Consider the following 26,806-nt stretch of genomic DNA (forward strand, 5'->3'; position numbering starts at 1 on the left):
AAGGAGTGGGTTCGTATGCGTATTCGCAAAGCGATTATTCCAGCTGCAGGGCTGGGTACCCGGTTTTTGCCTGCCACCAAGGCGATGCCTAAGGAAATGCTGCCCATCGTGGACAAGCCAACGATCCAGTACATTATTGAAGAAGCCGTAGCTTCAGGCATTGAAGATATCATTATTGTGACAGGTAAAGGGAAGCGGGCCATTGAAGATCACTTCGATTATTCTTTTGAGCTGGAGCAGAATCTGGCGGACAAACAGAAGTGGGACTTGCTTAACGAAGTACGCAAACCCTCCGAGATGGCAGATATCCATTATATCCGTCAAAAGGAACCGAAGGGACTTGGTCACGCCATCTGGTGTGCCCGCAAGTTTATCGGCAACGAGCCTTTTGCCGTCCTGTTAGGGGACGATATTGTAGAAGCGGAACATCCCTGCCTGAAGCAGATGATCGATGTCTACGATGAACTGCAGTCTCCAATCGTTGGTGTACAACCTGTCGATTGGAGCGAGGTATCCCGCTACGGGATTGTGGACGGAGAGTTGCTTACCCCTACCGATGATCGTGTCTTTCGTGCCCGCCGCCTAATTGAGAAACCAAAGACCGAAGATTCCCCCTCTAACCTTGCTATTATGGGACGTTATATTCTTACACCGGATATTTTTGAGATACTAGGTCAACAATCTGCTGGTGTCGGGGGAGAAATCCAGCTCACGGATGCCTTGTCCCGATTGAATGAACAGCGGCAGATTCTCGCATATCATTTTGACGGACTGCGCCATGATGTTGGCGAGAAGTTGGGATTTATTGAGACATCGATTCACTACGCATTGCAACGCCCGGATCTACGTGATGATTTGTTGGCGTATTTAAAGAAGATAACAGCATCAAACTAAACATATCCCTAACGAATTAGATCACAAAAAAGGTTTGCCCTTTGATGAAGGCAAACCTTTTTTGTGTGGAATTATAGAGGGCCACTAGTGCATTTTGATTTTGTTATTAGAAATTCAGTTCTGCTATCTGCTTTATCTCGTCTGCTTCGTTAGGTGCGACAGTGATAAGCTTATCATATATAGCTTGATCTTGTTGCCCATCCTTAGTTATAGCGGCAAGGTACCAACGAGCAATTTCACGGTTGGTAGCATCGGTCAGATCCTCTGCAATCCCACCCTTAAGGATAGAAGCAGCTCCAGCTGAATCGTTTAACATATATTTCATTTTTCCTGCATTCAGAATCATTGTTGGAGTGAGCTCGAAAGGCTGTCCTTGAAGCTGTCCTTCAGGAAGAGTCTTTAGATGTTCTACTCCATCAACAACGTGCTGGTAAGCATCCAGACCTGAATTGAAGTAAGATTCTTTCTTAGAAGTATCACCTTGACCAATTGCTTGGTACCCAAGATCGAATGAACGACCGATCAGTGTCTCATACCAAGCCATATCCCAGACATAATTGGCGGCATATTTTTTTTGGAGTGCATACGCTTGGTCAAACTCACCCTTCAATTCGTCTAGACTTATGAGTTGCTTAACCATACTTTTGTTGAATGGTTCTGCTTCAAGACCACGCTGGAGTAACTGTGCAGAGGCCGCATAGAACTGATCATCTTTTGTTTGCTCGTAGCCTTGCTGATACAGGGAAGCCAGCATTAGTAATGAATCTGAATGTGTGCTACGAATTGAAAGATCTTTCTCCAGTGGAGCTTTGATCATCTGGAAGTCTTGGCTCGTTTGAGCTACTTCTTTAGCCTCATAGGCATATTGATTCGCTTGCAGGTAACGAATAGACATAATGAGCAGAACGATTACAGCTACTCCCGAAATCGAACTGTAAATTCCGCGTGCGGTGGAGTCGCTCATCTTCAATCGACGCATCGGCTTGGGGTCCATGGCAGCAGCCATACCGCCGAGTCCAAGGAATACCAAGATTCCAATAAAGACATAACTCATATTGAAATCGAGAAGGCTCAATACCAGAATGGACATCGATAGAATGAAGTACACAAAATGTGATTCGCGTTCTTCCTCACTCCGTTTTATATAAGCACGCACATATTGATAGAATACAAAGAGAATAAATGCCATAAAAACAACAAAGCCTATGATCCCGACCTCAACCAGATATTGCATGAAGAAGTTGTGAGCCTGGGCGCTAATATAAGGATTGTTCTGGTACTTCTCATACAAGGCGGTCCAAGCGCCACCGCCCGCACCAATGACTGGGTAGTCTGCAAATAACTTTGTAGCATCTTTATAAAATGTAATCCGCTCCAGCACACTGTGCTGTTGGAAATTGATATTTTCAAGCCGTGTGCTGATGCTATCCGGCAAAATGTTTCGTACACTCGTTCCGAGCAGAAGCACGGCAACAATGACGGTAAGAACAACAGAACCTAATGGAATCCACAAACTTGATCCTTTTCGAGCGGACCAGGACTGAAGTTTGCCTTCAAGGCGAGGCGCAACCCAGCGCTGGATAACCCAACATAACAGTGCGACAACGATAGATGCTGCAACCAGAACCATCCAACCCTTGGCTGCAAGAGAACCTGAAAATTGCTTTTGCAATTCAAGCCCAGCTGTATTTATGGGATTCAGAACAATCAGTGTACCTATCGCTGCAACTCCACTATAGATGAACCATAGAATTTGCTTGGCGGGTTTCAATAGCAATAACAGGATGACAAATACAATGGGCAGCATGACAAGTCCCGTCCGGGAGAGCGTCAGCAACAGTGACAGGATGATCGGCACAAGCATAAATCCATGCAGTAGCTGTGTGTATACTCTTTTGGAACGGATCATGCTGAAAATGGAAATAAACAGAAATGCCATCAGGAATGCGGCGTATGTATTGGGATACTGAAACACCGATGCAAGCCGTGGACCGTTGGAATCATTCCAAATCGCTTGGTTATAAACTCCATTCACGACACCGGCCGAAAACCACCCCACAAGCTTACCCGCGAAACTGAATGCCCCCAGCCAATTCAAAAAACCAAATCCAACAATAACATATGCAATTCCTATCAAGGAGGATTGTATGATATGATTGATTTTGTTGTTTTGCAGCAGGTACATAGCCATTACAAAGATCATGGCGTAAATGCACTGGATAAGGATCATGTTGACTGCCAAATATTCAGATGCTGCACTGATGAGTGACAGGACATAGGTAAGTGGCAGCAATATCACCGCGATCTTAAGCCAATCTTGCTGAGTTTCTAACTTCATCTGTTTGAAGTAGACAGCAACCCACGCCACAAACAAGAGGGTTGTAATGGCAACGGCCCAATAAATGGGTTCTTCAAATTGAAGTGTTTGTCCGTTAAATAACGCAACTTGGAAAGAGGACCAGAGTAAAAATAAAATGAGTCCTATGGTTAGGGTCCATAATAGTGGTGAAGTTGAGCCACCACCTGCTTTGCTCGACGTCTTCTTTTGTTTCCCGTATACTGGATTCGACAAGATATGAGTCTCCTTTGCTTGTAGATACGACATTATTTTAGCATAGTGAGATGAGTTGGGACAATTTCCATCATTAAACTTTAAGCTATTAAGTATACCGATGAATTTATACAAAAAAATTACCTATATACTTGGAGTTGTATCCATTCTAGGGTACTACTAAAATCCTAAGTGAATTTATATACTTTTAAATTAAATGATAGTGGGGTAAGTTCATGATTACTAAAGTAATAAATCTATACCAGAAGTATGGTTTCCTACTTTCGCAGCTTGTAGTGAGAGATTTTAAGACCAAGTACAGAAGAAGCATTCTGGGCATTTTTTGGAGTTTGTTAAATCCCTTGCTTATTATGGTAGTGCAATACTTGGTGTTTTCTACTTTGTTTCGCTTTGATATTCCCAATTATGCTGTGTATTTGTTAAGTGGAATTATTATGTTTAATTATATGTCTGAAGCAACTAATCAATCTATGACATGTATTATTCAGAATGCTTCATTAATTAATAAAGTATATATTCCTAAATATATTTACCCACTTTCCCGCGTATTGTCTACCGGGGTTAACTTTCTGTTGTCCTTGTTGGCTCTATATATCGTTATTATAGTAACTGGGATGAGTATTAATTTTGCTCATATTGCTATGCTATATGCAATTGTTTGCATGTTTATTTTCATACTAGGGGTATCCTTGTTCTTATCTTCAATAATGGTTTTCTTTAGAGACACACAATTTTTGTACGGTATTGTTTTGACGATTTGGACTTACATGACCCCTATCTTTTACCCAGAAAACATTCTGCCATCTTTCATGATGACAGTACTGAAGTTTAATCCAATGTATCATTTTATTAGGTTTATCCGCTTCATTATACTTCAAGGAGGCTTTCCTGATCCAAAAGCATGGCTCTATTGTGCATTATTTGCGCTAATTTCACTGATAATTGGTGCATTTACCTTTAACCGAACTCAAAATAAATTTATTTTAAATCTGTAAGGAGTAGGATCAATTTGATTGAACTAAATAATGTCTCAATGAGGTTTCGCAGGGCTAATGATCAAATTAACAGTTTAAAGGAATTCATCGTCAAGAAACTGTCTGGAAAGATTGTATATAAAGAATTTGAAGCCTTAAGCAACGTGAACTTTTCCATTAAACAAGGAGAAGTTATCGGATTGATAGGAGGCAATGGTGCCGGGAAAAGTACGCTATTGAAAATTATTTCAGGTATTTTGACTCCGAGTGAAGGCTCTGTTAAGGTGCAAGGAAATATAGCACCTATGCTGGAGCTGGGTGCTGGATTTGATATAGATTTGACAGCTCGTGAGAATGTTTTTTTGAACGGTGCAGTACTGGGCTATTCCAAACAGTATTTGACCGAAAAATATGATGATATCGTAAAATTCTCTGAATTGGATGAATTTATGGATGTTCCAGTACGTAATTTTTCTTCTGGCATGACGATGCGATTGGCTTTTTCTATAGCAACTCTAGTTCAACCGGATATATTGATTGTGGATGAGATTTTGTCGGTAGGGGATGCACATTTTCAAAAGAAAAGTTCGCAAAGGATGCATCAGCTTATTAATGGAGGAGCTACGGTTATTCTTGTTTCTCATAGTATTGAACAAATTCGTGAAATGTGTTCTCGCGTTGTTTGGCTTGATCGCGGCAAAATCAAAATGATCGGGACTACTGAGGAAGTGTGCGGCGCTTATAACAGCTATATGCGAGAAGGTTGGGAGGAAGATGAAACCAAACGTGCTGTAGATTTGATGGAATACAAAAGCACACTGTATTCCCCCACATTTATTCAAAAATATCATGATACGTATTTTATCGTAGATTGTTGGCATCACCGTGTGTTATACAATGAGAATTTGGATGCCCCCGTTGAAAACTGGAAGGTGCTTGCAAACAATTTGCGCAATCCGCAATCCATCGTCAGTGATGGTAAAGTGTATCTGGTGGAAGATACTGAAAATGACGCAATTATCGTGTACCGTAGAGAGAATGGGCAATTTGTTCGTAAACAAAGCATTGGTGATATTGGGCGTCAGCCGCATAAACTGGTATACGATAGTCATAATAACCTATTCTATGGTATCTCCTCCTCTTCTCAGCAAGTATTTGTTCTAAAAAATGGAGGCGACGAAGTTAAAGTAGAAAAAGTAGTAGAGTTAGACTATTTAGGTAGCTCTTACGTTAGAGCCATTAACCTGATAAATAATAAACTTTATTTCGTTTCAGGTCCAGCCAAGATCATTGCTGCAAAGATTGAGGATCTGTCCTTTAATGTGCTGGAGCAGTATGATGTTCCTTCAGAACTGATCGGGATGAATGATATCGTTAAAATCGGTTCTTATTATTATATCACTGTATATCAGAACAGCGTCGGTGAAATTGCACCTAAACTTATCCGAATCAAGGATTTGGACAAGCTGGTTGCCGGCGGTTATGAACAATTACAGGAAAAATTAGGGCAAAAAGGCGTTCCGTATTACTTTTCATTTATTGATGAAAGGATATTCTTAACACAAATCGATTCCTATTCTTCGATAGTATCTTTCAAACTCGTCGATGACGAATTGAACGATATGCGAGTTCATTTTGATATTGGTCCGCCAAGGGAAGCCTCATTATTACGAAAGAGGTCGCATTAAAAAAAAGAATCTTTTTAGACATAATGTCTGGAGGTATTGAAATTGGCAATTTTGAATCTGAGTTATTATGACTCTAGTGCTGATGAAATGTATTCTGATGGAGACATTGAAAATGAATTATTAGAATACGCTAAACAATCAAGTTATAACTGGTATAGTGACAAGAGATGGCCAATTGTATATCATTTATCCCCACTTAGACATAATATTTTAAACTGGTTTCCTTTTGAGGTAGGAAGCACCATTCTGGAGATTGGTGCAGGGTGTGGTGCGTTAACTGGGCTATTATGTGAGCGTGCAAAACGTGTCGTATCAGTCGAGTTGACCAAAAGAAGAGCAGAGATTAACTTTGAGCGCCATCGCCATTATGATAATCTGGAAATTTTGGTTTCTGATTTTCAGAAAATTCCGAAAAATTTAAAATTTGATTATGTAGTAGTTAATGGAGTGCTAGAATATGCAGCTTTTATGTTTGATAGCGCTGACCCTTATCAGGCTTTTTTACGCAACGCATCCAACCATTTGAATCCGAACGGTAGGATGCTGTTGGCGATTGAGAATCGGCTGGGACTTAAGTATTTTTCAGGATATAAGGAAGACCATACGGGCAAGTTTTTTTCTGGATTGAACAATTACACTGCCGGAGAAAAAGTTAAGACCTTTTCTAAAGGGGAACTGACCGATCTGTTAAGCAGTACTGGATTGCATGCTTTAAAATTTTATTATCCATATCCGGATTATAAATTTCCGTTTGAAATATTCACAGATACAACCATTAACATGATGAAACCTGCCGTTTTGAATCATCCTATGGATATGCCAAGATTAAAGCTTTTTGATGAATCCTCGGTCTATCAATCCTTTATGAATATGCAATTAATGGATCGATTATCCAATTCCTTTTTGGTGGAAATTGCGTCCCACCCCGCGCTACCTGAGACCAATCTAAGTTATGTGAAGATTAGCAGCAATAGGTCAAAGAAGTTCGCTATATTTACTGGCGTTGATTCTAAACAAAGCAGGGTGCATAAAAAGGCATTGTATGAAGAAGGAAAAGCGCATTTGCAGCATATGTTGGAATACAATCAAAATGAATACAATTGTCAGCCAGATATACGTAACATTCATTCGTATGAGGAAGAGGAAAGTGTCTTTTTTCCTTATATTACAGAATATACATTAGAAAAAAACTTGCTGAATTCACTCCATAACGAAGGTCCTGCAAGTTTTTATAAACAGTTTGACAAGTTTAAACGTAAAATGCTATTTGGCATTAAGTCGGAAATACAGTCGACAACGGCGGAGTTTCACAAAATATTTGGCTTCACACAGCCGCAGCAGCCGCTCCACTGGGCATACAATACAAATGTGGATTTGGTTGCTTCCAATATTTTTGTCCAAGAAGAGCAATATAGTGTTATTGATTATGAATGGCATTTCAAAGAGTGTATGATTCCGATGCAATTCCCTTTATGGAGAATGTTAAAACAATTTGTAAATAACCATGCAGTCCAGTCGTTTTTTCCAGATGATGTTATACAAAAACTTCTTGGTATTAATGAACATACAGAAAACTGTTTTATGGAGTGGGAACTTAACTTTGCCCAAAATTATGTAGGCATTCAAGATTTGTCACATCTTGCCCAGGCAACATTGCCTGTAAGTCTGGACAAAATCGCTGAAGAGCTGATAAATGAAAGCAAACTGGATAGTACATTATTTTACGATCTTGGCAGTGGATTTAGTGAAGAATACTATGAACGTAAAACAGCAATTTATGTGGCAGAAGGGTTCGAAGTAACATTTGTGGAAGAGCATTTGTCACAGTCGAATGTGCTTCGTTGGGATCCGCTTGAAGGACAACCATGCCACATTCAGATAAGTAATATAGATACAGACGGAACTGTTTATGATATTGCACCAGTTAATGCTCTGGGTTATACGGATGAGATGGGGCATCGTTTTCTCACCTATGATCCACAATTTATTATTCGAGGAGATTTTACGGAGGCGACCTTTGTAAAAATACGATTTGCATGTAAGATTATAGACTGGACGGAAGCATATTTCGAACTGGAGCAGAAGGTTCAGGTTAATGATAAACAATTGGCTGACATAAATAATGAGTTAGTTTATGCTCGGCAGGAGTTGAACAATACTCAGCAGCAGTTAACCCATAGCCGGGAGCTTACCATAGAGAGTGAAACACGGATAGAGGAATTGACGGGTGAATTGGATTATACTCAACAGCTGGTCAATGAAAGCCAGACGAAACTGAACAAAGTGGCAAGTGAACTGATTGAAGCTACAGCGCATTTCCATCATGCACAAGGAGAATTAACTAATATTCATGAGCAGGCAAGAAATCACCGTTTTAAAACTGCTTTAAAAGTGCTATTGTTTGGAAGTGTTCATAGGGGGAAAAAGGGTGGAAAAAGTTAGTATAATTATGCCTTGTTATAACGACGGAGCGTATATTGAGGAAGCTATTGACTCTGTTAACAAGCAAACATACCAAAATATAGAAATAATTGTTATTGACGACGGTTCGGATGACCTCAACACTTTAAAAAAACTAGATCGACTTGTTGAGCAGTCCGACCGTATAAAGTTGCTGAAGACGCCTAGACTTCGTCCATCAGGTGCGAGAAACTTTGGTATTCAACAGGCGGAAGGAAAGTACATTTTGCCGCTGGATTCAGATGATATAATTGAGCCTAGTTATGTAGAAAAATCTGTAAGCATTTTAGAAAATAATGAATCAATTGGTATAGTTTATTGTTATGCTAACCTATTTGGTGAGAAGAGCGGCAGATGGGAACTGCCAAACTATTCACTCGATAAAATGCTACTGGACAATATAGTATTTGTGACTGCTATGTTTTTAAAAGAAGATTGGGAGAAGGTAGGGGGATTTCATACCGATATGCATCATGGTATGGAAGATTATGATTTTTGGTTGTCGATCTTGGAACTGGATCGAGAAATTTATCAGATCCCGGAAGTGTTGTTTCATTACCGGATCAAGCCTACTTCACGGACAACCGAATTTATGATTAATAGTGATTCTGTTCAAAGGACATATCGGGATATTTATTCACATCATCCTAAACTTTATGAGAAGTATAAAGACAAATATGCTTATGTATTGAGAGAAGCTTTGATTGAGCAAATTTTCATAAATAAAGCGCTACAGGAGAGTATCTTAATTTTGGATAAAATCAAAAAGATTCCTCTGTTAAAAACAATTATCAAAAAATTCATTATGAAATAAAGGGGATACTATGATAATATTCACTTCCATATGTGCGAATTATGCACATAAAGCAAGAACATTGGCTAAATCTGTGAAAGATAAAATTCCGGATGCGAAATTTGTAATTTGTCTGACTGAACGAGAAATTCCATTGCAGTTGGAGTATGAATATTTCGATGAGATTGTGCTCTCAAAAGATGCATGGGAAGGTAATTTTGACCGTTTTATATTCAAACATAGTATTGTAGAAGCTTCAACCTCGGTAAAAGGACAATTTTTCAGATATTTATATCGTGCTTATCCGGAAGAGCAGAAGTTTATTTATCTGGATCCGGATATTTATGTTTACAGTGATCTAGTAGAACTTCGTTCTTTGCTGGATACGCGTCCAATCGTACTGTGTCCACATTTGTTGGAACCGGGAAATATAGATATGGAATTGTCCAGTACTGCCCATGGTGTTTATAACTTGGGCTTTCTGGGTGTGAACCGAAGTTCAGAAGCGCAGAAATTTATCGATTGGTGGGCCGAACGGCTGTATTTGTTCTGTTATGACGATATTGGCAGAGGGATTTTTACTGATCAGAAGTGGATCGATCTTGCGCCTTGTTTTTTTGATGTCGAAGTATTTAAACACCGTGGATATGATTTCGCCCCTTGGTCTTTATTGAACTGTGAGATGAGTGAACAGAATGGTCAGGTATTCGTGAAAAATGATCAACTTCGCTTTATTCATTATTCCGGCTATGGAGAATCGGCAGAAAAATGCATGCGAGATTGGCTGCCTGAAGGGGATCATATTTTTAAAAAGCTGTATGCAGAATATGCGGAAATTCACGATGAAAATAATAAAAATAATTTATCCAAGCTGTCCTGGTCGTACGGTAACTATACATCGGGTGAGCGAGTGGACAACAATATTAGAACGTTGTATCGGAAGGATTATGACTTAATGTTTAGTGTGGAAAATCCTTTTGTACTAAGTAACCGTTATTTTATGAGTAAACTAAAACCTTCTTTACTGAATCAACTCAGTGGGTACTTTAGTAAATCAAAGGATGTCATTCGAAAACAAGGATTCAAATCTTTTATGCGAAAAGTTAAAAGTAAGTTATTTGTGCATAAATAATCTGAATTTGAATTGAGAGAATATACGGGAGTGGAAAATGATAAAAATTAATCGTGTTATATTTTTTATACTATTATTTTTGATATGTAATGTTGCTTTATTTGTGTTATTTAAACCTACAATTCAAATGCAAATAACTAGTAAAACTGTGGATGCAGACTTAAATGCTTACTATGATAATCTTACAGAAAATTATCCTTTTGACGATGCTCATGCGACATCCTCAATAATCCTTTTGAAAGATCAGCCTCAGAAAGTAAGTTTTACAATTCCATCTAATAGATTGAATAAATTGAGGATTGATTTCGGTCTTAACCCAGGAGTGTTTGAAATTTCAAATTTAACTATTGAAACTTCTTTATTTTATAAAACTAATGTTTCAAATAGTGAAATAATACAAACATTCACCGAGAAAAATGATATAGGAGATTTATTTGTCCAAAATCAGAGTTTTATTGTAAAAACAAATGGGGAAGATGGATTTATATCTACCAGAAGCCTTTTAGATAATGGAACTACTTTTTTTAGAATTGATTTAATCATAAAAGAAATATTCTTTATTCTATTATCATTAATTGTAGTCTTTTTTAAAAAAGTAGTTTTAATAAGTTATAGGGTTCTTAGGTTTTGCAAAATTACATCGATTGAAAGTATGAAAATAATTAGAACAAGTTCGACTAAAAAACTTAATTTTTTTGGTTTCATTTTAGTTGTATTATATGCATTAGCACTTTCTATAATTTTTGATCGTCTTATTTTGAATACCTTAAGTAATTTAGCCGGATTTTTTAATTGGAATACAGTAAATAGATATTTTGAATACACAAATCATTTTTCTATAGAACGGATTTATTTCTTCTTTATTTTTTTCTTTGTTATCGGTTTTGTTATTTATTTAGGAATACGTAGAGCTATTAAATATCGTTATTTAATAGCGTTATTGTTCCTTGTACTCATTGTATGTGGGAAGTTTACAGGATCCTCCATAGGTTTTTATGATGGGATGCTTGTTAGTAACACTTCTAAACTATGAGGAAAGTACTATTTTGGGAATTCCTCAAGGTATACGTGGAGACGAATGGGCCACTGAAAAACCTTATTATTTTGCACAAGTAATGGGAAATGATAAACTTAAGTACTTTAATGGGAATTTAAATTTCGATGGAAATGATATGGTTATTTCTGCATTTTCTCCAGTTAAAGATGTTGTTATAGTAGCGCGACCAGATTTATGGGGTTTTCTATTTCTGCCTATGGATTATGCTTTTTCTTTTTATTGGTTTTCTCGCCTTGTACTTTTGTTCATGGCATCTTTTGAAATGGGGCTTCTTTTATCTAAAAGATATCGCTATGCTTTAATGGCAGCTGTAGTCATAACTTTTGGTTCACCAGTTCAATGGTGGCTCTCGCAAGCGTTAATGTTAATGTTAATGAGTGGTCAGTTTGCATTAGTCTTATTCCATCAGTACTTGAACTCTAAAAAATGGTATCTTAAAGTTATTACAATATTGGGTGTTGGATTCTTTGGTCTTATTTATATACTTACTATGTATCCTGCAACTCAAGTCCCCTTAGGTTATGTTTTTCTGGCCATATTTATTTATTTACTAGTAAAGAATAGAAATGAAAAACCTTTTTCTATTAAAAGAATACTTCACTATGTTGTAGCTTCTTTACCATTCTTTTTAATACTTTATCATTTTTATTTGAATTCAAAACCTGCTATTAATACTATAACTAATACAATATATCCGGGCTCAAGTAGGCCATGGATTAAATTGCCCTGGGATTATGACCTATATCAATTCGTCAATACATTTATGGCAATTATAAAGCATCCTGACTTTTTAAATGCGAGTGAGATAAGCCAATTTTATACTTTTATTCCTTTTGTTTTTTTATTGTGCTTAGTAATTCTTTCTAAGAAACGTAGTGAGTTTCTTTTGCAGATTTTGTTGATGTGTGCATGTACACTATTAATATTAGTAGCTTGGCTACCACAAAACACTGTATTAAATAAATTGACTTTACTTAGTTATACTTACCCTGTAAGAATTACGTATGCTTATGGATTCGGAATAACACTACTAATAATATCTTTGCTACCTTCGTTAGAGATTAAAGCAGTAAATGCTCCTTTTCAAAAATTAGCTGGAATTATCAGTGGATTAATTGGGTTTATTACTGTATGCGTTTTGAGTAATAGTGAAAACATATTTAATTACTTTAAATCTTTTAAAGTAGGAACATTCTTAATGATACTCATAGTAATATTGATGTCTTACATGGGTTTTTTATTACTAAAAGGTGGAAAAAGGGAAATTAGAAAATTTTCCTCTTTGTTTATAATTTTATCTTTATTTTCGACCCTCATGGTAAATCCTGTTACTCATGGTTTGGATTCAATGTTTGAAAAGACTACAATGAATAAAATACGTGAGATTAATAGTCGAGATGAAGGGCGATGGATGGTCAGTGGTAGTCCGACGATTTCCAATTTGGTTACAGCTCAAGGCGTCGCACGTACTACGGGGACTTATTATTATCCAGACTGGACAATGATGAATATAATAGACAAAGATCATCAATTTGTAAATTTGTGGAACCAGTTTGCACATATTGACATGCGTCTTACCGACGGGAAATTAGAATTCGCAATTTTTGATCGCGAAAAAAGCGAAAAAGTTGATGGAACAAATCGCATTATATATATCCCTATAAAAACTGTAAAAGAATTGAATATTAAATATATATTCACTATGGTGCCTATACCCAGATCTATTATAGAAGATGGTGAAATTACTTTACTTTATAAGGATGAAATCGACCCATGGTCTATCTATCGTGTTAATTAACGTTTGAATTGAGAGGGCTCTTCCCATAAGAATGACCTTTATTAATTTCATGAATATGTTACTTCGCTTCCCAGTCAGCCTGATCGCGATTGCCGTTGAAATGCTGGTTGGCAATAGGATGAGACAGTTCTGTCTTAGTAAACGAACTTGGGGTTTATGGGTGAGTGTTACGCGTAAGGGGCAACCCAAGATGTTGCCTGATAAAACAAGGTGTTTCCGTGGATGATGTAATCATCATCCACGATCAAGTTTATCAATTGCAGGTGTTAAATTAATTAGTTAATTGATAAGAAACATTAAGCTATAAAATTATAATTATGGTATAAGAAAAACGATAGGATGTGTATTTTTTTTGAAAATATTACTTGTTATACCAGCTTATAATGAACAGGATAATATAGTAGAGTTAATAAATAACATTAAAAAAATTGGAATTGAAAATCTTGATATATTAGTTGTTAATGATTGCTCCTCAGACAAAACACAATTAATGTGCAGTGAACTAAGGGTGGATATCATTAATCTACCTTGTAACTTGGGAATAGGAGGAGCAGTGCAAACTGGTTATAAGTTTGCACATAATAATGATTATGATATCGCTATTCAAGTCGATGGAGACGGTCAGCATAGACCAGAGTATATTGAAAAATTGTTACAGCCTATAATAGAAAGAAATGTAGATTTAGTTATTGGGTCGAGATATATTAAAAAAGAGGGATTTCAATCTACTTTTCTAAGGAGAGTCGGAATAAATTATTTTTCTAAGCTTCTATTTACTCTGACAGGCCAACTTATAACTGACCCTACGTCAGGATTCAGAGCTTGTAACAAAAGAGTAATCGAGATTTTTTCCAAACGATATCCCGTAGATTATCCAGAACCTGAGTCTATTATGTACTTAAAAAGGAACATGTATGTAATAGAAGAAATTCCAGTTGTTATGAAAAGTAGAGGGAGTGGAACTTCTTCCATTACTCCATTTAAATCTATGTACTATATGCTAAAAGTTTCTATGGCCATAATGATTGACAAATTGCGCCGAGAAACGGTATAGGGGAAACTAAACTATGATCTCGTTTAAATTGCAAATTATTTTATTTGTAGGAGCTATTATTTCTCTTTTTCTTGTAATAAATTTAATAAAAAGATATAAACTCGAGCTAAAATACTCCATATTATGGCTATTGACCTCGGTCGTTGTTTTGATTTTATCTATCTTCCCTAAATCGGTTGTATTCTTAGCCGAAATGATGGGTATTGAATTACCTGTTAATGCTTTGTTTTTGCTAACTTTATTAGGAATTATAATAATTATGTTCTCTTTAACCTTGGAAGTTTCTAAATCAACTACAAAAATTAAAGAGTTATCACAAGAACTTGGAATTTTAAAAAATGACTTTGAGAAATTGAGAGATAGGAATCTTTGATTTAAGAAAGGTTTGTGAATAATGAAAATAGATACAATATTTAGTTATTCGTTGCTTTTGCTAAATATAGTAATGCTGGTTAGTGGCCAAGCTTTTTTTAAGTTGGGTTTAGATAAAATGGGGGGAGTAACTATTAACAATGCCTGGAGAGCATTGTTTTCACCTACAATTATAGTAGGTTTAATCTTATACGTAATTGCTACTTTGATATGGTTTGTAGTTTTATCAAGGCTGCCATTATCTATAGCGTATCCGATTCAAAGTTTAGCTTATGTACTGGGGCTACTTTTAGCCTCATTAATGTTCCATGAATCCGTATCACTAACAAAATGGATCGGTGCTATTATTGTTATAATAGGCGTAATAGTTATAGCATTCGAAAAATGACAGGGGGTCATATAATGAAAGGCATTATCTTGGCAGGAGGAACTGGTTCCCGTCTTTATCCGCTGACTAAAGTTACGAATAAGCATCTATTGCCTGTTGGCAAGTATCCTATGATTTTTCATTCGGTACATAAGCTTAAGCAAGCAAATATTCAAGATATTTTAATCGTTACAGGTAAGGATCACATGGGAGATGTAGTCAACTTACTTGGAAGTGGAAGTGACATGGGTGTCACTTTTACATATAAGGTGCAGGACGAGGCGGGTGGGATCGCACAAGCTCTTGATCTTGCTGAACATTTTGTAGGTGACGATCAAATGGTAGTTATTTTGGGGGATAACGTATTTTCTGATGATATTGCCCCCTATGTTGAGAATTTCCGAATTCAAGATACAGGAGCCAAAATACTAATTCAAAAAGTGTCCGATCCTCAACGTTTTGGAGTTCCCGAGATCGAAGGTACACGTATTATATCTATCGACGAGAAGCCGCAACAGCCTAAAAGCAACTATGCAGTAACTGGCATATATATGTTTGATAGTCAGGTATTTGATATTATTAAAACATTGAGACCATCGGCACGAGGAGAACTTGAAATAACAGATGTGAACAATGCATATATTCAAAATGAGCAACTGACTTTTGATATATTGCAAGGCTGGTGGACAGATGCAGGGACTCATGCTTCACTTGCCAGAGCAAGCGAGCTTTCTCAAGAAATTGTTTTTGGAGAAGAGTTTGGAAAATTAAAACTATAATAAAGGGGAGCTCAGTGATGAAAGTGACTTCCTCAAAGTTACAGGAGGCTGTTCTGCTCGAACCGGTGGTTCACGGAGATCACCGGGGTTTTTTTATGGAAAGCTACAACGACCAGCTTATGAAGCAGCATGGACTCAACCATCAGTTCATACAAGATAATCAATCTCTATCCGCACAGCCTGGCGTACTTCGTGGCCTGCACTATCAACTTAATCCGAAAGCACAGACCAAGTTAATCCGTGTTATTGCTGGTGCAATCTACGACGTCATCGTGGACATTCGCCAAGGCTCACCAACGTTTGGGCAATGGGAGGGTTTCATCCTTAGCGAGCATAATCACCGTCAGTTGCTGGTACCCAAAGGATTCGCTCATGGTTTCTGTACGTTGGTTTCAAACACCCAAGTCTTGTACAAAGTAGACGAATACTATTCCCCGGAGAACGATCGAGGCATATTATGGAGTGACCCGGCACTTGGAATTGATTGGCCTACATCTAATCCGATTTTGTCAGAGAAAGACCAGAAGCATCCTTTGCTTCAAGATGCGGAGATTAACTTCGATTTCGAAGTGAAGTAATTGGGAGGTTTCGATCACATGAAATTGCTCGTTACCGGCGGTGCCGGATTTATTGGAAGTAACTTTGTCATATATATGCTTGAGCAGTATCCGGACTATGAGATTATCAATGTAGATGCACTCACATATGCTGGCAATTTAGAGAACTTGAAATCACTTGAAGGCAACAAGCAGCATACCTTTGTTAAAGCAGATATCACTGACGCCAAGGAAATGGACCGCCTGATCGGTCAGGGTGTGGATGTGGTAGTTAACTTTGCAGCCGAATCTCATGTGGATCGAAGTATCCTGGAACCGGATGTGTTTGTGAAAACGAACGTCAACGGTACTCAGGTATTACTGGATGTTGCCAAAAAGCACAATATTACTAAGTTTGTTCAAGTTTCAACAGATGAAGTGTACGGCTCTCTCGGACCTACAGGATTGTTTACGGAAGAGACCCCACTTCAGCCGAATAGCCCTTACTCTGCCTCCAAGGCTGGAGGAGATTTATTGGTACGCGCTTATCACGAAACCTTTGGTCTTCCTGTGAATATTACACGCTGTTCCAACAACTATGGTCCGTTTCAGTTCCCGGAAAAACTCATTCCACTCATGATCTCGCGTGCGTTGAATGATGAAGCTCTGCCTGTATATGGAGACGGGCTGAACATTCGGGATTGGCTATATGTAGAGGATCATTGCAGTGCGATTGATCTGGTTATTCACCAGGGACGCAATGGTGAGGTGTACAATATTGGTGGCAATAACGAGAGAACCAATGTACACATTGTCGAAACGATCTTGGAGCAGCTCGGTAAACCCGAATCGCTGATCCAATACGTACAAGACCGTCTTGGACATGATCGCAGATATGGTATTGACCCGACCAAAACGATGAATGAACTCGGCTGGAAGCCTAAATATAACTTCGAGACGGGAATTAAAGAAACCATCCAGTGGTACCTCGATAATAAGGAATGGTGGACGCGTATTCAGTCTGGTGCCTATCAGGATTACTATGCGAAGCAATACGGTTCTCGTTTGGGAGACGCCAAGGCATGAAGGTGCTTGTGACTGGAGCCAACGGACAATTGGGACGTGATATGGTGCTTCTTTTGGAAAAAGAGGGGCATGACGTTCTGGCTTGTGATCGCGAACAATTGGATATTACAGATCAGCTTCAAAGCAACGATGTTATATCGACTTATCATCCAGAGGTGGTCATCCATTGTGCTGCTTATACTGCGGTGGATGCCGCTGAGACGGATGTAGATGGAGCCTACCTAGTCAACGCCACAGGAACCCGAAATATTGCTGTAGCTGCTGAGCAAATTGGAGCAAAGCTCATTTATATCAGTACGGATTATGTATTCGACGGTACCTCCGATGCGCCTTACCAAGAATATGATAACACGAATCCCCAGAGCGTCTACGGTAAGTCCAAGCGTGCGGGAGAACTGTTGGTGCAATCTTTATCTTCCCGATGGTATATTGTCCGCACTTCGTGGGTGTATGGTGTGTATGGGAATAATTTTGTGAAAACTATATTGAAACTTGGTCAGGAGAAGCCAAAGCTTCAAGTCGTACACGACCAAAAGGGATCACCCACGTATACGGTTGATCTGGCCTACTTCTTGCATGATTTAATGAGTACTGAAAAATACGGCGTCTACCACGCTTCCAACAGTGGGGCATGTACATGGTACGAATTCACTCAAGCAATTTTTGAGGAGGCTCAGTTATTATCTGGTTTCCACATTCAAGCTGAAGTTTATCCTTGTGGTACAGAGCAGTTTCCTCGTCCTGCCCCGCGCCCGCGAAACTCGGTGATGGAGCATCTATCGATCCGTACCAATGGTTTTAATGATCTTAGACCTTGGCGTGAAGGACTACGCGATTTTTTGAAAGAAATACACATAGAGCAAAATTGAGTAATTTAAACCTCCCGCCCAGTAACTTATGAGCGGGAGATTTCGTTTATAATAGAGTAATCTCTACAGGAGAAATGTCTAACGTTATCTGATAATGAGGTGCGATGTGAAACAACCCAAGGTATTAATTATGATGTCCACCTACAATGGTGAGCGCTATATCAATGAACAGATGGATAGCCTGATGGCCCAAATAAATGTGGAGACTCAAATCTATATAAGAGACGACGGATCTACAGACAATACAATAGAGAAGTTGAGACCATATGTTGAAGCATATCCGGATCGGATTCATTTTCGTTCAGAGGACAATCTAGGGGTTATTCGTAGTTTCTTCGAGTTAATGAGATTTTCTCCACCTACGTTTGACTACTATGCTTTTTGTGATCAGGATGATGTATGGGAACAAGATAAGCTTATTCAAGCAGTTACATTGCTTCAGACCAGGAGCACAGCAATTCCTTTGCTCTATTGTTCTTCAACTCAGATGGTAGATCAGCACTTAAATGCTCTTGGTGTATGGCCCAAGGTTCCCCAAAAGTCACTTGAACTACACAATGCATTAGTGGAAAATTCGTGTGTCGGGTGCACGATGGTTATGAATGATATTACATTTAATCAAGTTAGAAGCAACCTCCCTTCTGAATTAAGTGAAGTGATTATGCACGATTGGTGGATTTTTCTGTACGTCACTACTTTCGGGGAAGTGATTTTTGATGAGCAACCCAGTATACAGTATCGGCAGCATGAAGGTAATGTACTTGGTGGGGGGCGTGATGGATGGGTTCAGAAATGGCGCAAGCGTGTGAATCGATTTGTGAACGGGAACAACCATTATGTTTTAAGCAAACAGGCCAAATTATTTCTTGATATGTATAAAGATTCCCTAACCCATGCACAAATTGAAGAAATAAGAAACTTGCTTCACTGCTTAGAAAAAAATGTTATTGATAGAACTTGGTACGCGTTTAAGACACCTTTTTACAGACAGTCTTTTCTGGATAATATTGTTCTGAAATTGGTTATTATTGCAGGCAAACTTTAATAAATGTATGTATTGCTTTCTGCTTCCTTTATTCAAAATATGCTATACTCACGTTAAGTGGGTAATAGCCTTGCGAGTACTGAGTTTATCATCATAAAAAATTTTATTCACAAGATCGATTTATTATATAACGCACTACAAGTCAGGAGTTTTACAAATGAGCCAAGTATCAGAAGCCGTTCATTCGGTTGGTTTACAATCAACAGAAACATCTCAAATGGTCGACGCTAGTATCGTCATCGTCAACTACAACACCCGTCAACTTACACTGGACTGTCTGGACTCTGTCTATGCCTCCAGTACCTCATACAGCTACGAGGTCATCGTCGTGGACAACGCCTCGCATGATGGCTCAGTAGAGGCAATCCGTGAGGCATACCCACAGGTCCGATTAATTTCCAATAATGACAATACAGGCTTCGCCGTTGCCAGCAACCAAGGCATGAAAATTGCCAAAGGACGCTACATCCTGCTCCTCAATTCGGACACGGTCGTTCAGCTGGATACGCTCCACACCATGATCTATTTCATGGACCGTCATCCAGAGATGGGTGCTTCTGGCTGCAAAGTCATTCTCCCGGATGGCTCCTTGGATAAGGCTTGCAAGCGTGGATTTCCTACACCATCGGCTTCATTTTATTATGCATTCGGTATTTCTCGTCTTTTCCCGGATCGGCCAAAATTCAATCAATACCAACTGGGACATCTTAGTCCTGATGATGAATATCCCGTAGACTGTCTAGTCGGTGCATTCATGCTTGTACGTCGAGAGACAATTGACCAGGTGGGCGGGTTGGATGAGACGTTCTTTATGTATGGAGAAGATATTGATTGGTGTTATCGCATCAAAGAAGCGGGATGGGGCATTTTTTATTATCCGCGTACATATATTGTGCACTACAAGGGCGGCAGTGCTCGTCGTAAACCTTTGAAAATAACGTATGAGTTTCATAGAGCGATGTGGGTGTTCCACCGCAAGCACTACGCGAAGAAGTACAATCTACTCACGAATAAGGCTGTGTGGATGGGGATTTCACTCAAGTTCACGCTATCTTTACTACGCAGCAAATTGTCCCTTCCTTCTCGACAAGGGCAGACTGCAACCCGCATGAGAGCGGAGAATGAAGCATCTTCCGAGGTGAACCCATGATTCGACGTAATCAACGATTTCTAACCCAATTGTATATTGCGACTGATTTTGGCGTAATCCAGCTTTCATTTTTGTTGGCCTGGTGGCTGAAATTTGAGAGTGACCTGTTAACGAATCAAAATCCACTACCTATAGAGAAATATATGATGTGGAGCTTGGTTTACGCAGTTCTTGCCATCATCACAGGACTGATGTCCTCTCTTTATATAGGCAAGCGGAAAAAACGGTTTGTAGACGAACTTTGGAAAATTCTCCAATCTCATGGCATAGCCTTCTTCATGCTGCTGAGCCTGATGTTCTTTTTCAAGGAAGTAAACATCTCTCGTGCATATCTCGCCATGTATATGATTGGCAATGTAGCATTCACACTCTTCTATCGTTATATAGTGAAACTACAACTGAAACGATTGCGTAAAAAAGGCTTCAACCGTCAGTTTGTGCTCATCCTTGGTGCTGGATCACTGGGCAAGCGTTTCTATGACAACCTAAGAAATTATCCTGAACTTGGATATGAAGTGACTGGATTCCTAGATGATTACCGTCACTGGGATCAGAGTGAACAGAAAAGATACAAACCTATTCTCGGCCGAATAGACGAACTGGAAGAGTTCTTGTCTACGCATCTTGTTGATGAAGTCATTCTGGCATTACCTCTGGATGCTCACGATAAGTATTCACATATTATCAATGTGTGTGAGAAGGCAGGAGTTCGGACACTAATCATTCCTGATTTCTTTGATTACTTGCCGGCACGGCCGCATTTCGATAACTTTGCGGGTATGCCGATGATTAACGTTCGCGACATTCCACTGGATATTGCGGTGAACCGATTGATGAAGAGAACTTTCGATATTCTTTTCTCTCTCACTGCGATCCTCTTAACTTCTCCGGTAATGCTCGTTGTCGCGGTAGGAGTACGACTTACTTCTTCTGGGCCCGTCATCTTCAAACAAGAGCGAGTAGGACTTAACCGACGCAACTTTATGATGTTCAAATTCCGCTCGATGAAAGTCATTCCTGAGGGTGTGGTAGATACCGGTTGGTCTACCCAAAATGATCCTCGTCGAACCGCTTTTGGTACTTTTATTCGACGCACAAGCCTGGATGAGTTACCTCAATTTTTCAACGTTTTGCTTGGTCATATGAGTGTAGTTGGCCCAAGGCCAGAACGTCCTTACTACGTGAATCAATTCCGAGATGAAATACCGAAATATATGATCAAACACCATGTCCGCCCAGGAATCACAGGATTGGCACAGAGCAAGGGATTACGAGGAGATACCTCAATCGAGGATCGAATTGAACAAGATATCTTTTATATTGAAAACTGGTCTTTATTATTCGATATCAAAATCATATGGGAAACCATTCGAAATGGTCTCAAGAATGCATATTAGGATTACCTAACGGTATTGATTTACAATCTTTCATCCCACCATTTAACAGCCGCCTCCGGGCGGCTATTTTGTTTTGCACATCCTCAATTCGGGTAGTTAGCTATCAAAAAGGTACTGAGGATGTGAATGCTATATGAAACGCATTGCCGCGGTTTTAACATTATTAATCGTTACCGTAGGTACACTCTTTTTTGCCTATGAAAGCCAGAGTGAAGAACAACGGGACGGATTTACCGCTTATAGATTAATAGCCCATGCCATGGGGAGCATTCGTGATCAACCATATACCAACGCCTATGAAGCGATGATTGCCAATTACGAGAAAGGCACACGTGTATTTGAGATCGACTTTATGCTGACCTCGGATCGCAAAGCCGTAGCTAGACATGAATGGACTGCTAATATGAGCAAAATGCTAGGACAAGACGAAGAGCTTCCGGAGGATAAACAGGCTGGGGCGCTGACACATGATGAATTCATGGATACGCCAATCTTGGGCATGTATCAACCTATGGATGCCGATGGCATTATAGATGTGCTGGCTAAATACCCGGATATGTATATCGTAACCGACACTAAGGAACAGAAGGATGAAGATATACAGCAGGTGTTAAGATCCCTCGTGGGTGCAGCCAAAGAACATGATCCCTTCGTGCTGGATCGGGTGGTGGTACAGATCTATAACGAACCGATGCTTGATACGGTGAAAGAAGTCTATGCATTCCCTTCCATTATCTATACGTTATATGCAACACAGGATACAGAAGCTCAGGTTGTTGATTTTGTGCAAAAGAATGATATTGATGCCGTGACTATGCCGGAATATAAAGTAAACCAGAACTTCGTCGCCAAGCTGAATAGTGCAGGCTCAGTTACCTATGTGCATACCATCAACGACACTGAACAGGTGGCTAACTATGAGAAGTGGGGCGTGTACGGGGTGTACTCGGACGTGCTGACGGAGCAGGAGCTGGATGAGATGAATACACGGTTTGCCTGGAAACCGTAAAATGTCGTAATTATAATTATTACAAAATCCAAACCACAGGCTTTTCCCTAACCAGGACCTCTAAATGTCTGTGATTTTCTGTTCCCCTTTTTATACGAACATTGACACTCACTGTCTGCTGACTTAGACTTAGTTTACAAGCTTTCTAGGATGCAGAAGAACCTCTGGAGGAATGTTCGTTGATAGACATGATTAAGCAGTGGAGACATGTGTTTAAGCTTGACCCGGACCGGGAGATTACAGACGAAAAACTCGATCTGGTCTGCATGTCGGGGACCGATGCAATTATCGTCGGTGGATCTTCCGGAATTACCTATGATAACACGGTAGACCTGATGTCCCGTGTGCGTCGTTATGAGTTGCCATGTGTGCTTGAAGTATCCGATCTGGAGGCTGTTGTTCCCGGCTTTGATGGATATCTGATCCCAATGGTCCTGAATGCAACGGACAGCAAATGGATGATAGGGCACCACCAGCAAGCCATAGAGCGTTACGGTTATCTTATCCCTTGGGATCTGCTGATTGCCGAGGGTTATATTGTGCTTAATGCAAACTCCACGGTAGCGCGGTTGACTGGGGCAGATACGGATCTGACGACAGGAGCTGCGGTGGCATATGCCCAGGCTGCGGAGCGTCTGCTCAATCTTCCCATTGTATACATGGAGTACAGCGGAATGTTCGGAGATATGGAGCTTGTTGGTGAGACACACAGACAAATGGAGCGGGCACACCTCATCTACGGCGGCGGAATTGATGATCTGGAGAAAGCCACGCAAGCTGCCCAGGTTGCAGATACCATCGTGGTAGGCAACATTGTGTACAGCGATTTGAATAAGGCACTTGAGACGGTGCTGGCTGTAAAAGGAACCATTTAATCGGTTTAGTTTACCATTCCCCCATTTTCCCCTTATGATCTGTTAAAATAGAACTTTGCCCTTACTAATTAAAGAAGTTATATGAGCGTAATGTTGTTTACACAAGTACGAATAGGATCGAATTAATTTCGAGAAACGGAGCGTTCGCCTTTATTACCGATTTTTACCTCTTACCAACAATTTGTATACAGGAACTATGTTTACACAAAAACGGAGAGTGCAGAAGCAATCTGAAGAAACGAAGTGTTCGTATTTATCACCGGATTTTCCCTTTGATAAAGGGATCAAAAAATCTGGGGATAAGGACGATCGGAAGATGCTGCTGCAATCGAAGTCCAAGTGTAACCGATAGCTCACTTATACCGACCAACCAATGAAAGGAGCATGCATGCATGCAACCTGTAAATATACATGATGCCGTTGCACGGCTTAACACCCCTCAACGGCAAGCCGTCGAGGCGACGGATGGCCCGCTGCTGATTATGGCCGGAGCGGGCTCAGGCAAGACCCGGGTGCTGACACACCGGATTGCCTACCTCATTGCAACACGGAAAGCACCCCCGTGGGGCATTTTAGCGATTACATTTACGAACAAAGCCGCCCGTGAGATGCAAGACCGGGTTTCCCAACTCGTAGGTGGCTCCCAGGGCCGTGACATTTGGGTATCCACATTCCACTCCATGTGTGTGCGTATTTTGCGCCGAGATATTGAACGTATCGGTTTTACTTCCAACTTCAGTATTTTGGACTCATCGGACCAATTATCTGTAATTCGCAGCTGTATGAAAGATCAGAATATTGATACCAAGAAATTCGAGCCCAAAGCAGTTCAATCGATGATGAGCACGGCCAAGAATGAACTGATCAGTCCGGAGCAATATGAGAAGCAGGCAGGAGACTATTTCGAGGGTATTGTAGCGAAGATATATAAGATGTACCAGAAACGGTTAAGAGCCAACAACTCGCTTGATTTCGACGATCTCATTATGCAGACCATTCAACTGTTCAAGGAAGTGCCGGAAGTCCTCGACTTTTATCAAAAGAAATTCCAGTACATTCACGTGGATGAATATCAGGATACGAACCGTGCGCAGTACATGCTGTGCCGCATGCTCGCTGACAGCCACCACCGCATCTGCGTTGTAGGGGATAGTGACCAGTCGATCTATCGCTGGCGCGGGGCAGATATCAGTAATATCCTGAACTTTGAGAAAGATTACCCTGAAGCAAATACGATTTTGCTGGAACAGAACTATCGTTCTACTTCCAATATCCTGAATGCAGCGAATGAAGTGATCGGCCTGAATACAGGGCGTAAACCGAAGAAACTGTGGACGGACAAAGAGGGTGGTTCGAAGATCAAGGTGTACCGTGCGGATTCCGAGCATGATGAGGGGTATTTTGTTACCTCCGAGATTAGTAAAAATGTGAAGAACGGCAAATCCTATCAGAACCATGCGATTTTATACCGTACCAATGCCCAGTCCCGGGTTATAGAGGAAATTCTGATCAAGTCTGATATTCCGTATCAGATTGTCGGCGGCATCAAGTTCTATGATCGTAAAGAAATCAAGGACATTCTGGCGTATCTGCGCCTGTTATCCAACCCCGACGATGATATCAGCCTTACCCGGATCATTAATGTACCGAAGCGTAGCATCGGGGATACAACAGTTGCGAAGCTGGCGGCTGCGGCAGGAGAGCGTGGTATTTCCATTTTCCGAGTACTTCAGGTCGTGGATGATCTTGGTTTTGCTGGGCGTACGCGTAATGCGCTGGTGGAGTTCTATGACATGATCGCTGCGTTGCATCAGATGGTAGAATATCTGTCTGTAACTGAACTGACCGAGAAGATTCTTGAGATGAGCCAATACCGTCTTGAGATGCAAAATGAAAATACACTCGAATCTCGTGCACGGCTCGAGAACATTGATGAGTTCCTGTCTGTAACGATGGAATTTGAGAAAAATAATGAAGACAAAACGCTCGTGTCGTTCCTCACCGATCTTGCATTGATTGCTGATATCGACAGCATGAACGATGATGAAGAGGATCAGAGCGACGCTGTTACCCTGATGACTATGCATAGTGCCAAAGGTCTGGAGTTCCCGGTTGTCTTTATCGTGGGTATGGAGGAGGGGGTCTTCCCGCATAGCCGTGCCTTTATGGATAATGAAGAGTTGGAGGAAGAACGCCGACTTGCTTATGTGGGAATTACTCGTGCGGAAGAGCAACTCTTCCTGTCGTGTGCCCAGATGCGTACCTTGTTTGGACGTACCACAGCGAATCCACCTTCCCGCTTCCTGGACGAAATTCCGGATGAGCTGAAGGAAGACACCTCCATGGCTCGTGATCGTTACCGTCGTGGCAGTAGCGGAGGCGGCTCATATGGTGGACGTGGACTAGGTTCCAGTGGAGGAAGTAACTTCGGTGGTGGCACCAAGCTCTTTGATCACCAAAGCAAGAGTGGTTCATCTGCTACCTCATCCACGCCGACTTCACGTGTGACTACGAGTACCTCTCGCCCAACATACTCTACGCCATCATCTGCTTCCAAGCCGGTAGCTTCTAATGGTGAAGCAGGGTTCAAGGCAGGCGATAAAGTGCAGCATGGCAAATGGGGGACAGGCACCATTGTTGCGGTCAAAGGGACAGGGAATGATACCGAACTGCAGATTGCCTTCCCGGCTCCGGTGGGTGTTAAACGTTTGCTTGCCGGCTTTGCCCCTATTACGAAAGTAGAATAAGAACGAAACCTCCTTTTGCACGATAACAGAGAGAACAGAAATAACTTCCATAAGGAAAATTGCTTTTTCTCTCGTTTTTTTCACGGGATTTCTAAACCAGATTGATATGAATAGAAATCTATATAAGTTCAATCTAACATCCACACGATAAC

At 40.2% G+C, this 26,806-nt stretch carries 23 protein-coding genes; 22 read left to right on the plus strand and 1 reads right to left on the minus strand.

Features of this window, described 5'->3' with window-relative positions; translation table 11 throughout:
• Positions 1-15: 15 nt before the first annotated feature.
• Positions 16-894, plus strand: coding sequence for a UTP--glucose-1-phosphate uridylyltransferase GalU (gene galU / locus QF049_RS26560; protein ID WP_307541853.1), 879 nt, complete (start codon positions 16-18; stop codon positions 892-894).
• A 106-nt stretch (positions 895-1,000) separates the two neighbouring features.
• Here galU and QF049_RS26565 read toward each other — a convergent pair whose 3' ends face one another.
• Positions 1,001-3,466, minus strand: a complete 2,466-nt coding sequence (locus tag QF049_RS26565; protein ID WP_307541855.1) for an O-antigen ligase family protein — start codon at positions 3,464-3,466, stop codon at positions 1,001-1,003.
• 215 nt (positions 3,467-3,681) lie between these two features.
• Here QF049_RS26565 and QF049_RS26570 point away from each other — a divergent pair, with 215 nt between their 5' ends.
• From QF049_RS26570 to pcrA, 21 genes are all read left to right on the plus strand, one after another.
• The gene (locus QF049_RS26570; protein ID WP_307541857.1) at positions 3,682-4,461 is read left to right on the plus strand and encodes an ABC transporter permease; all 780 of its coding nucleotides are present in this window, start codon (positions 3,682-3,684) and stop codon (positions 4,459-4,461) included.
• A 14-nt stretch (positions 4,462-4,475) separates the two neighbouring features.
• Positions 4,476-6,128, plus strand: coding sequence for an ATP-binding cassette domain-containing protein (locus QF049_RS26575; protein WP_307541859.1), 1,653 nt, complete (start codon positions 4,476-4,478; stop codon positions 6,126-6,128).
• Positions 6,129-6,170: 42 nt separating this feature from the next.
• A complete protein-coding gene (locus tag QF049_RS26580; RefSeq protein WP_307541861.1) occupies positions 6,171-8,570 on the plus strand; it encodes a class I SAM-dependent methyltransferase in 2,400 nt (799 codons plus the stop codon).
• The gene (locus tag QF049_RS26585) at positions 8,557-9,402 is read left to right on the plus strand and encodes a glycosyltransferase family A protein (RefSeq protein ID WP_307541863.1); all 846 of its coding nucleotides are present in this window, start codon (positions 8,557-8,559) and stop codon (positions 9,400-9,402) included. The genes QF049_RS26580 and QF049_RS26585 overlap by 14 nt, the downstream gene beginning before the upstream one ends.
• Before the next feature lie 73 nt (positions 9,403-9,475).
• Positions 9,476-10,513, plus strand: coding sequence for a hypothetical protein (locus QF049_RS26590; RefSeq protein ID WP_307541865.1), 1,038 nt, complete (start codon positions 9,476-9,478; stop codon positions 10,511-10,513).
• Positions 10,514-10,550: 37 nt separating this feature from the next.
• Positions 10,551-11,546: a hypothetical protein gene (locus tag QF049_RS26595; RefSeq protein WP_307541868.1), complete on the plus strand. Its 996-nt coding sequence runs from the start codon at positions 10,551-10,553 to the stop codon at positions 11,544-11,546.
• Positions 11,512-13,368 carry a DUF7657 domain-containing protein gene (locus QF049_RS26600; protein ID WP_483874761.1) on the plus strand — a complete coding sequence of 619 codons (1,857 nt, stop codon included), beginning with the start codon at positions 11,512-11,514 and terminating at the stop codon, positions 13,366-13,368. Before QF049_RS26595 ends, QF049_RS26600 begins: the two co-directional genes overlap by 35 nt.
• Positions 13,369-13,417: 49 nt before the next feature.
• The gene (locus tag QF049_RS26605; protein WP_307541871.1) at positions 13,418-13,594 is read left to right on the plus strand and encodes a hypothetical protein; all 177 of its coding nucleotides are present in this window, start codon (positions 13,418-13,420) and stop codon (positions 13,592-13,594) included.
• A gap of 126 nt (positions 13,595-13,720) precedes the next feature.
• On the plus strand, positions 13,721-14,422 hold the full coding sequence (locus QF049_RS26610) for a glycosyltransferase family 2 protein (RefSeq protein ID WP_307541874.1): 702 nt from the start codon (positions 13,721-13,723) through the stop codon (positions 14,420-14,422).
• 13 nt (positions 14,423-14,435) lie between these two features.
• Positions 14,436-14,795, plus strand: a complete 360-nt coding sequence (locus QF049_RS26615; protein WP_307541876.1) for a DUF2304 domain-containing protein — start codon at positions 14,436-14,438, stop codon at positions 14,793-14,795.
• 21 nt (positions 14,796-14,816) lie between these two features.
• Positions 14,817-15,182 carry an EamA family transporter gene (locus tag QF049_RS26620; protein WP_307541878.1) on the plus strand — a complete coding sequence of 122 codons (366 nt, stop codon included), beginning with the start codon at positions 14,817-14,819 and terminating at the stop codon, positions 15,180-15,182.
• Positions 15,183-15,196: 14 nt separating this feature from the next.
• Entirely contained in the window at positions 15,197-15,940 is a 744-nt protein-coding gene (locus QF049_RS26625) for a sugar phosphate nucleotidyltransferase (RefSeq protein ID WP_307541879.1), read from the plus strand.
• A gap of 17 nt (positions 15,941-15,957) precedes the next feature.
• Positions 15,958-16,518: a dTDP-4-dehydrorhamnose 3,5-epimerase gene (gene rfbC, locus QF049_RS26630; RefSeq protein WP_307541881.1), complete on the plus strand. Its 561-nt coding sequence runs from the start codon at positions 15,958-15,960 to the stop codon at positions 16,516-16,518.
• 18 nt (positions 16,519-16,536) lie between these two features.
• Positions 16,537-17,562 (plus strand): dTDP-glucose 4,6-dehydratase, encoded by a 1,026-nt coding sequence (rfbB, locus tag QF049_RS26635; protein ID WP_307541883.1) that lies wholly within the window; start codon positions 16,537-16,539, stop codon positions 17,560-17,562.
• Entirely contained in the window at positions 17,559-18,431 is an 873-nt protein-coding gene (rfbD, locus tag QF049_RS26640; protein ID WP_307541886.1) for a dTDP-4-dehydrorhamnose reductase, read from the plus strand. Before rfbB ends, rfbD begins: the two co-directional genes overlap by 4 nt.
• 106 nt (positions 18,432-18,537) lie before the next feature.
• A complete protein-coding gene (locus QF049_RS26645; protein WP_307541887.1) occupies positions 18,538-19,476 on the plus strand; it encodes a glycosyltransferase family 2 protein in 939 nt (312 codons plus the stop codon).
• A 217-nt stretch (positions 19,477-19,693) separates the two neighbouring features.
• Entirely contained in the window at positions 19,694-20,626 is a 933-nt protein-coding gene (locus QF049_RS26650) for a glycosyltransferase family 2 protein (RefSeq protein WP_307543442.1), read from the plus strand.
• The gene (locus QF049_RS26655) at positions 20,623-22,023 is read left to right on the plus strand and encodes an undecaprenyl-phosphate glucose phosphotransferase (protein WP_307541889.1); all 1,401 of its coding nucleotides are present in this window, start codon (positions 20,623-20,625) and stop codon (positions 22,021-22,023) included. The genes QF049_RS26650 and QF049_RS26655 overlap by 4 nt, the downstream gene beginning before the upstream one ends.
• Before the next feature lie 133 nt (positions 22,024-22,156).
• Positions 22,157-23,032, plus strand: coding sequence for a phosphatidylinositol-specific phospholipase C/glycerophosphodiester phosphodiesterase family protein (locus QF049_RS26660; protein WP_307541891.1), 876 nt, complete (start codon positions 22,157-22,159; stop codon positions 23,030-23,032).
• Between the two features lie 179 nt (positions 23,033-23,211).
• On the plus strand, positions 23,212-23,907 hold the full coding sequence (gene pcrB, locus QF049_RS26665) for a heptaprenylglyceryl phosphate synthase (protein ID WP_307541892.1): 696 nt from the start codon (positions 23,212-23,214) through the stop codon (positions 23,905-23,907).
• Positions 23,908-24,299: 392 nt separating this feature from the next.
• The gene (gene pcrA / locus QF049_RS26670; RefSeq protein WP_124116470.1) at positions 24,300-26,654 is read left to right on the plus strand and encodes a DNA helicase PcrA; all 2,355 of its coding nucleotides are present in this window, start codon (positions 24,300-24,302) and stop codon (positions 26,652-26,654) included.
• Positions 26,655-26,806: the final 152 nt, after the last annotated feature.

The organism is Paenibacillus sp. W4I10 (assembly GCF_030816325.1).
GTDB lineage: Bacteria > Bacillota > Bacilli > Paenibacillales > Paenibacillaceae > Paenibacillus > Paenibacillus amylolyticus_B.

What these genes read in the sequence shown, in the direction of transcription:
- galU (WP_307541853.1), top strand. Translation starts at nt 16, where the DNA reads ATGCGTATTCGCAAAGCGATTATTCCAGCTGCAGGGCTGGGTACCCGG.
- QF049_RS26570 (WP_307541857.1), top strand. Translation starts at nt 3,682, where the DNA reads ATGATTACTAAAGTAATAAATCTATACCAGAAGTATGGTTTCCTACTT.
- QF049_RS26595 (WP_307541868.1), top strand. Translation starts at nt 10,551, where the DNA reads ATGATAAAAATTAATCGTGTTATATTTTTTATACTATTATTTTTGATA.
- QF049_RS26600 (WP_483874761.1), top strand. Translation starts at nt 11,512, where the DNA reads ATGGGATGCTTGTTAGTAACACTTCTAAACTATGAGGAAAGTACTATT.
- QF049_RS26605 (WP_307541871.1), top strand. Translation starts at nt 13,418, where the DNA reads ATGAATATGTTACTTCGCTTCCCAGTCAGCCTGATCGCGATTGCCGTT.
- QF049_RS26615 (WP_307541876.1), top strand. Translation starts at nt 14,436, where the DNA reads ATGATCTCGTTTAAATTGCAAATTATTTTATTTGTAGGAGCTATTATT.
- QF049_RS26620 (WP_307541878.1), top strand. Translation starts at nt 14,817, where the DNA reads ATGAAAATAGATACAATATTTAGTTATTCGTTGCTTTTGCTAAATATA.
- QF049_RS26625 (WP_307541879.1), top strand. Translation starts at nt 15,197, where the DNA reads ATGAAAGGCATTATCTTGGCAGGAGGAACTGGTTCCCGTCTTTATCCG.
- rfbC (WP_307541881.1), top strand. Translation starts at nt 15,958, where the DNA reads ATGAAAGTGACTTCCTCAAAGTTACAGGAGGCTGTTCTGCTCGAACCG.
- rfbB (WP_307541883.1), top strand. Translation starts at nt 16,537, where the DNA reads ATGAAATTGCTCGTTACCGGCGGTGCCGGATTTATTGGAAGTAACTTT.
- rfbD (WP_307541886.1), top strand. Translation starts at nt 17,559, where the DNA reads ATGAAGGTGCTTGTGACTGGAGCCAACGGACAATTGGGACGTGATATG.
- QF049_RS26650 (WP_307543442.1), top strand. Translation starts at nt 19,694, where the DNA reads ATGGTCGACGCTAGTATCGTCATCGTCAACTACAACACCCGTCAACTT.
- QF049_RS26655 (WP_307541889.1), top strand. Translation starts at nt 20,623, where the DNA reads ATGATTCGACGTAATCAACGATTTCTAACCCAATTGTATATTGCGACT.
- QF049_RS26660 (WP_307541891.1), top strand. Translation starts at nt 22,157, where the DNA reads ATGAAACGCATTGCCGCGGTTTTAACATTATTAATCGTTACCGTAGGT.
- pcrA (WP_124116470.1), top strand. Translation starts at nt 24,300, where the DNA reads ATGCAACCTGTAAATATACATGATGCCGTTGCACGGCTTAACACCCCT.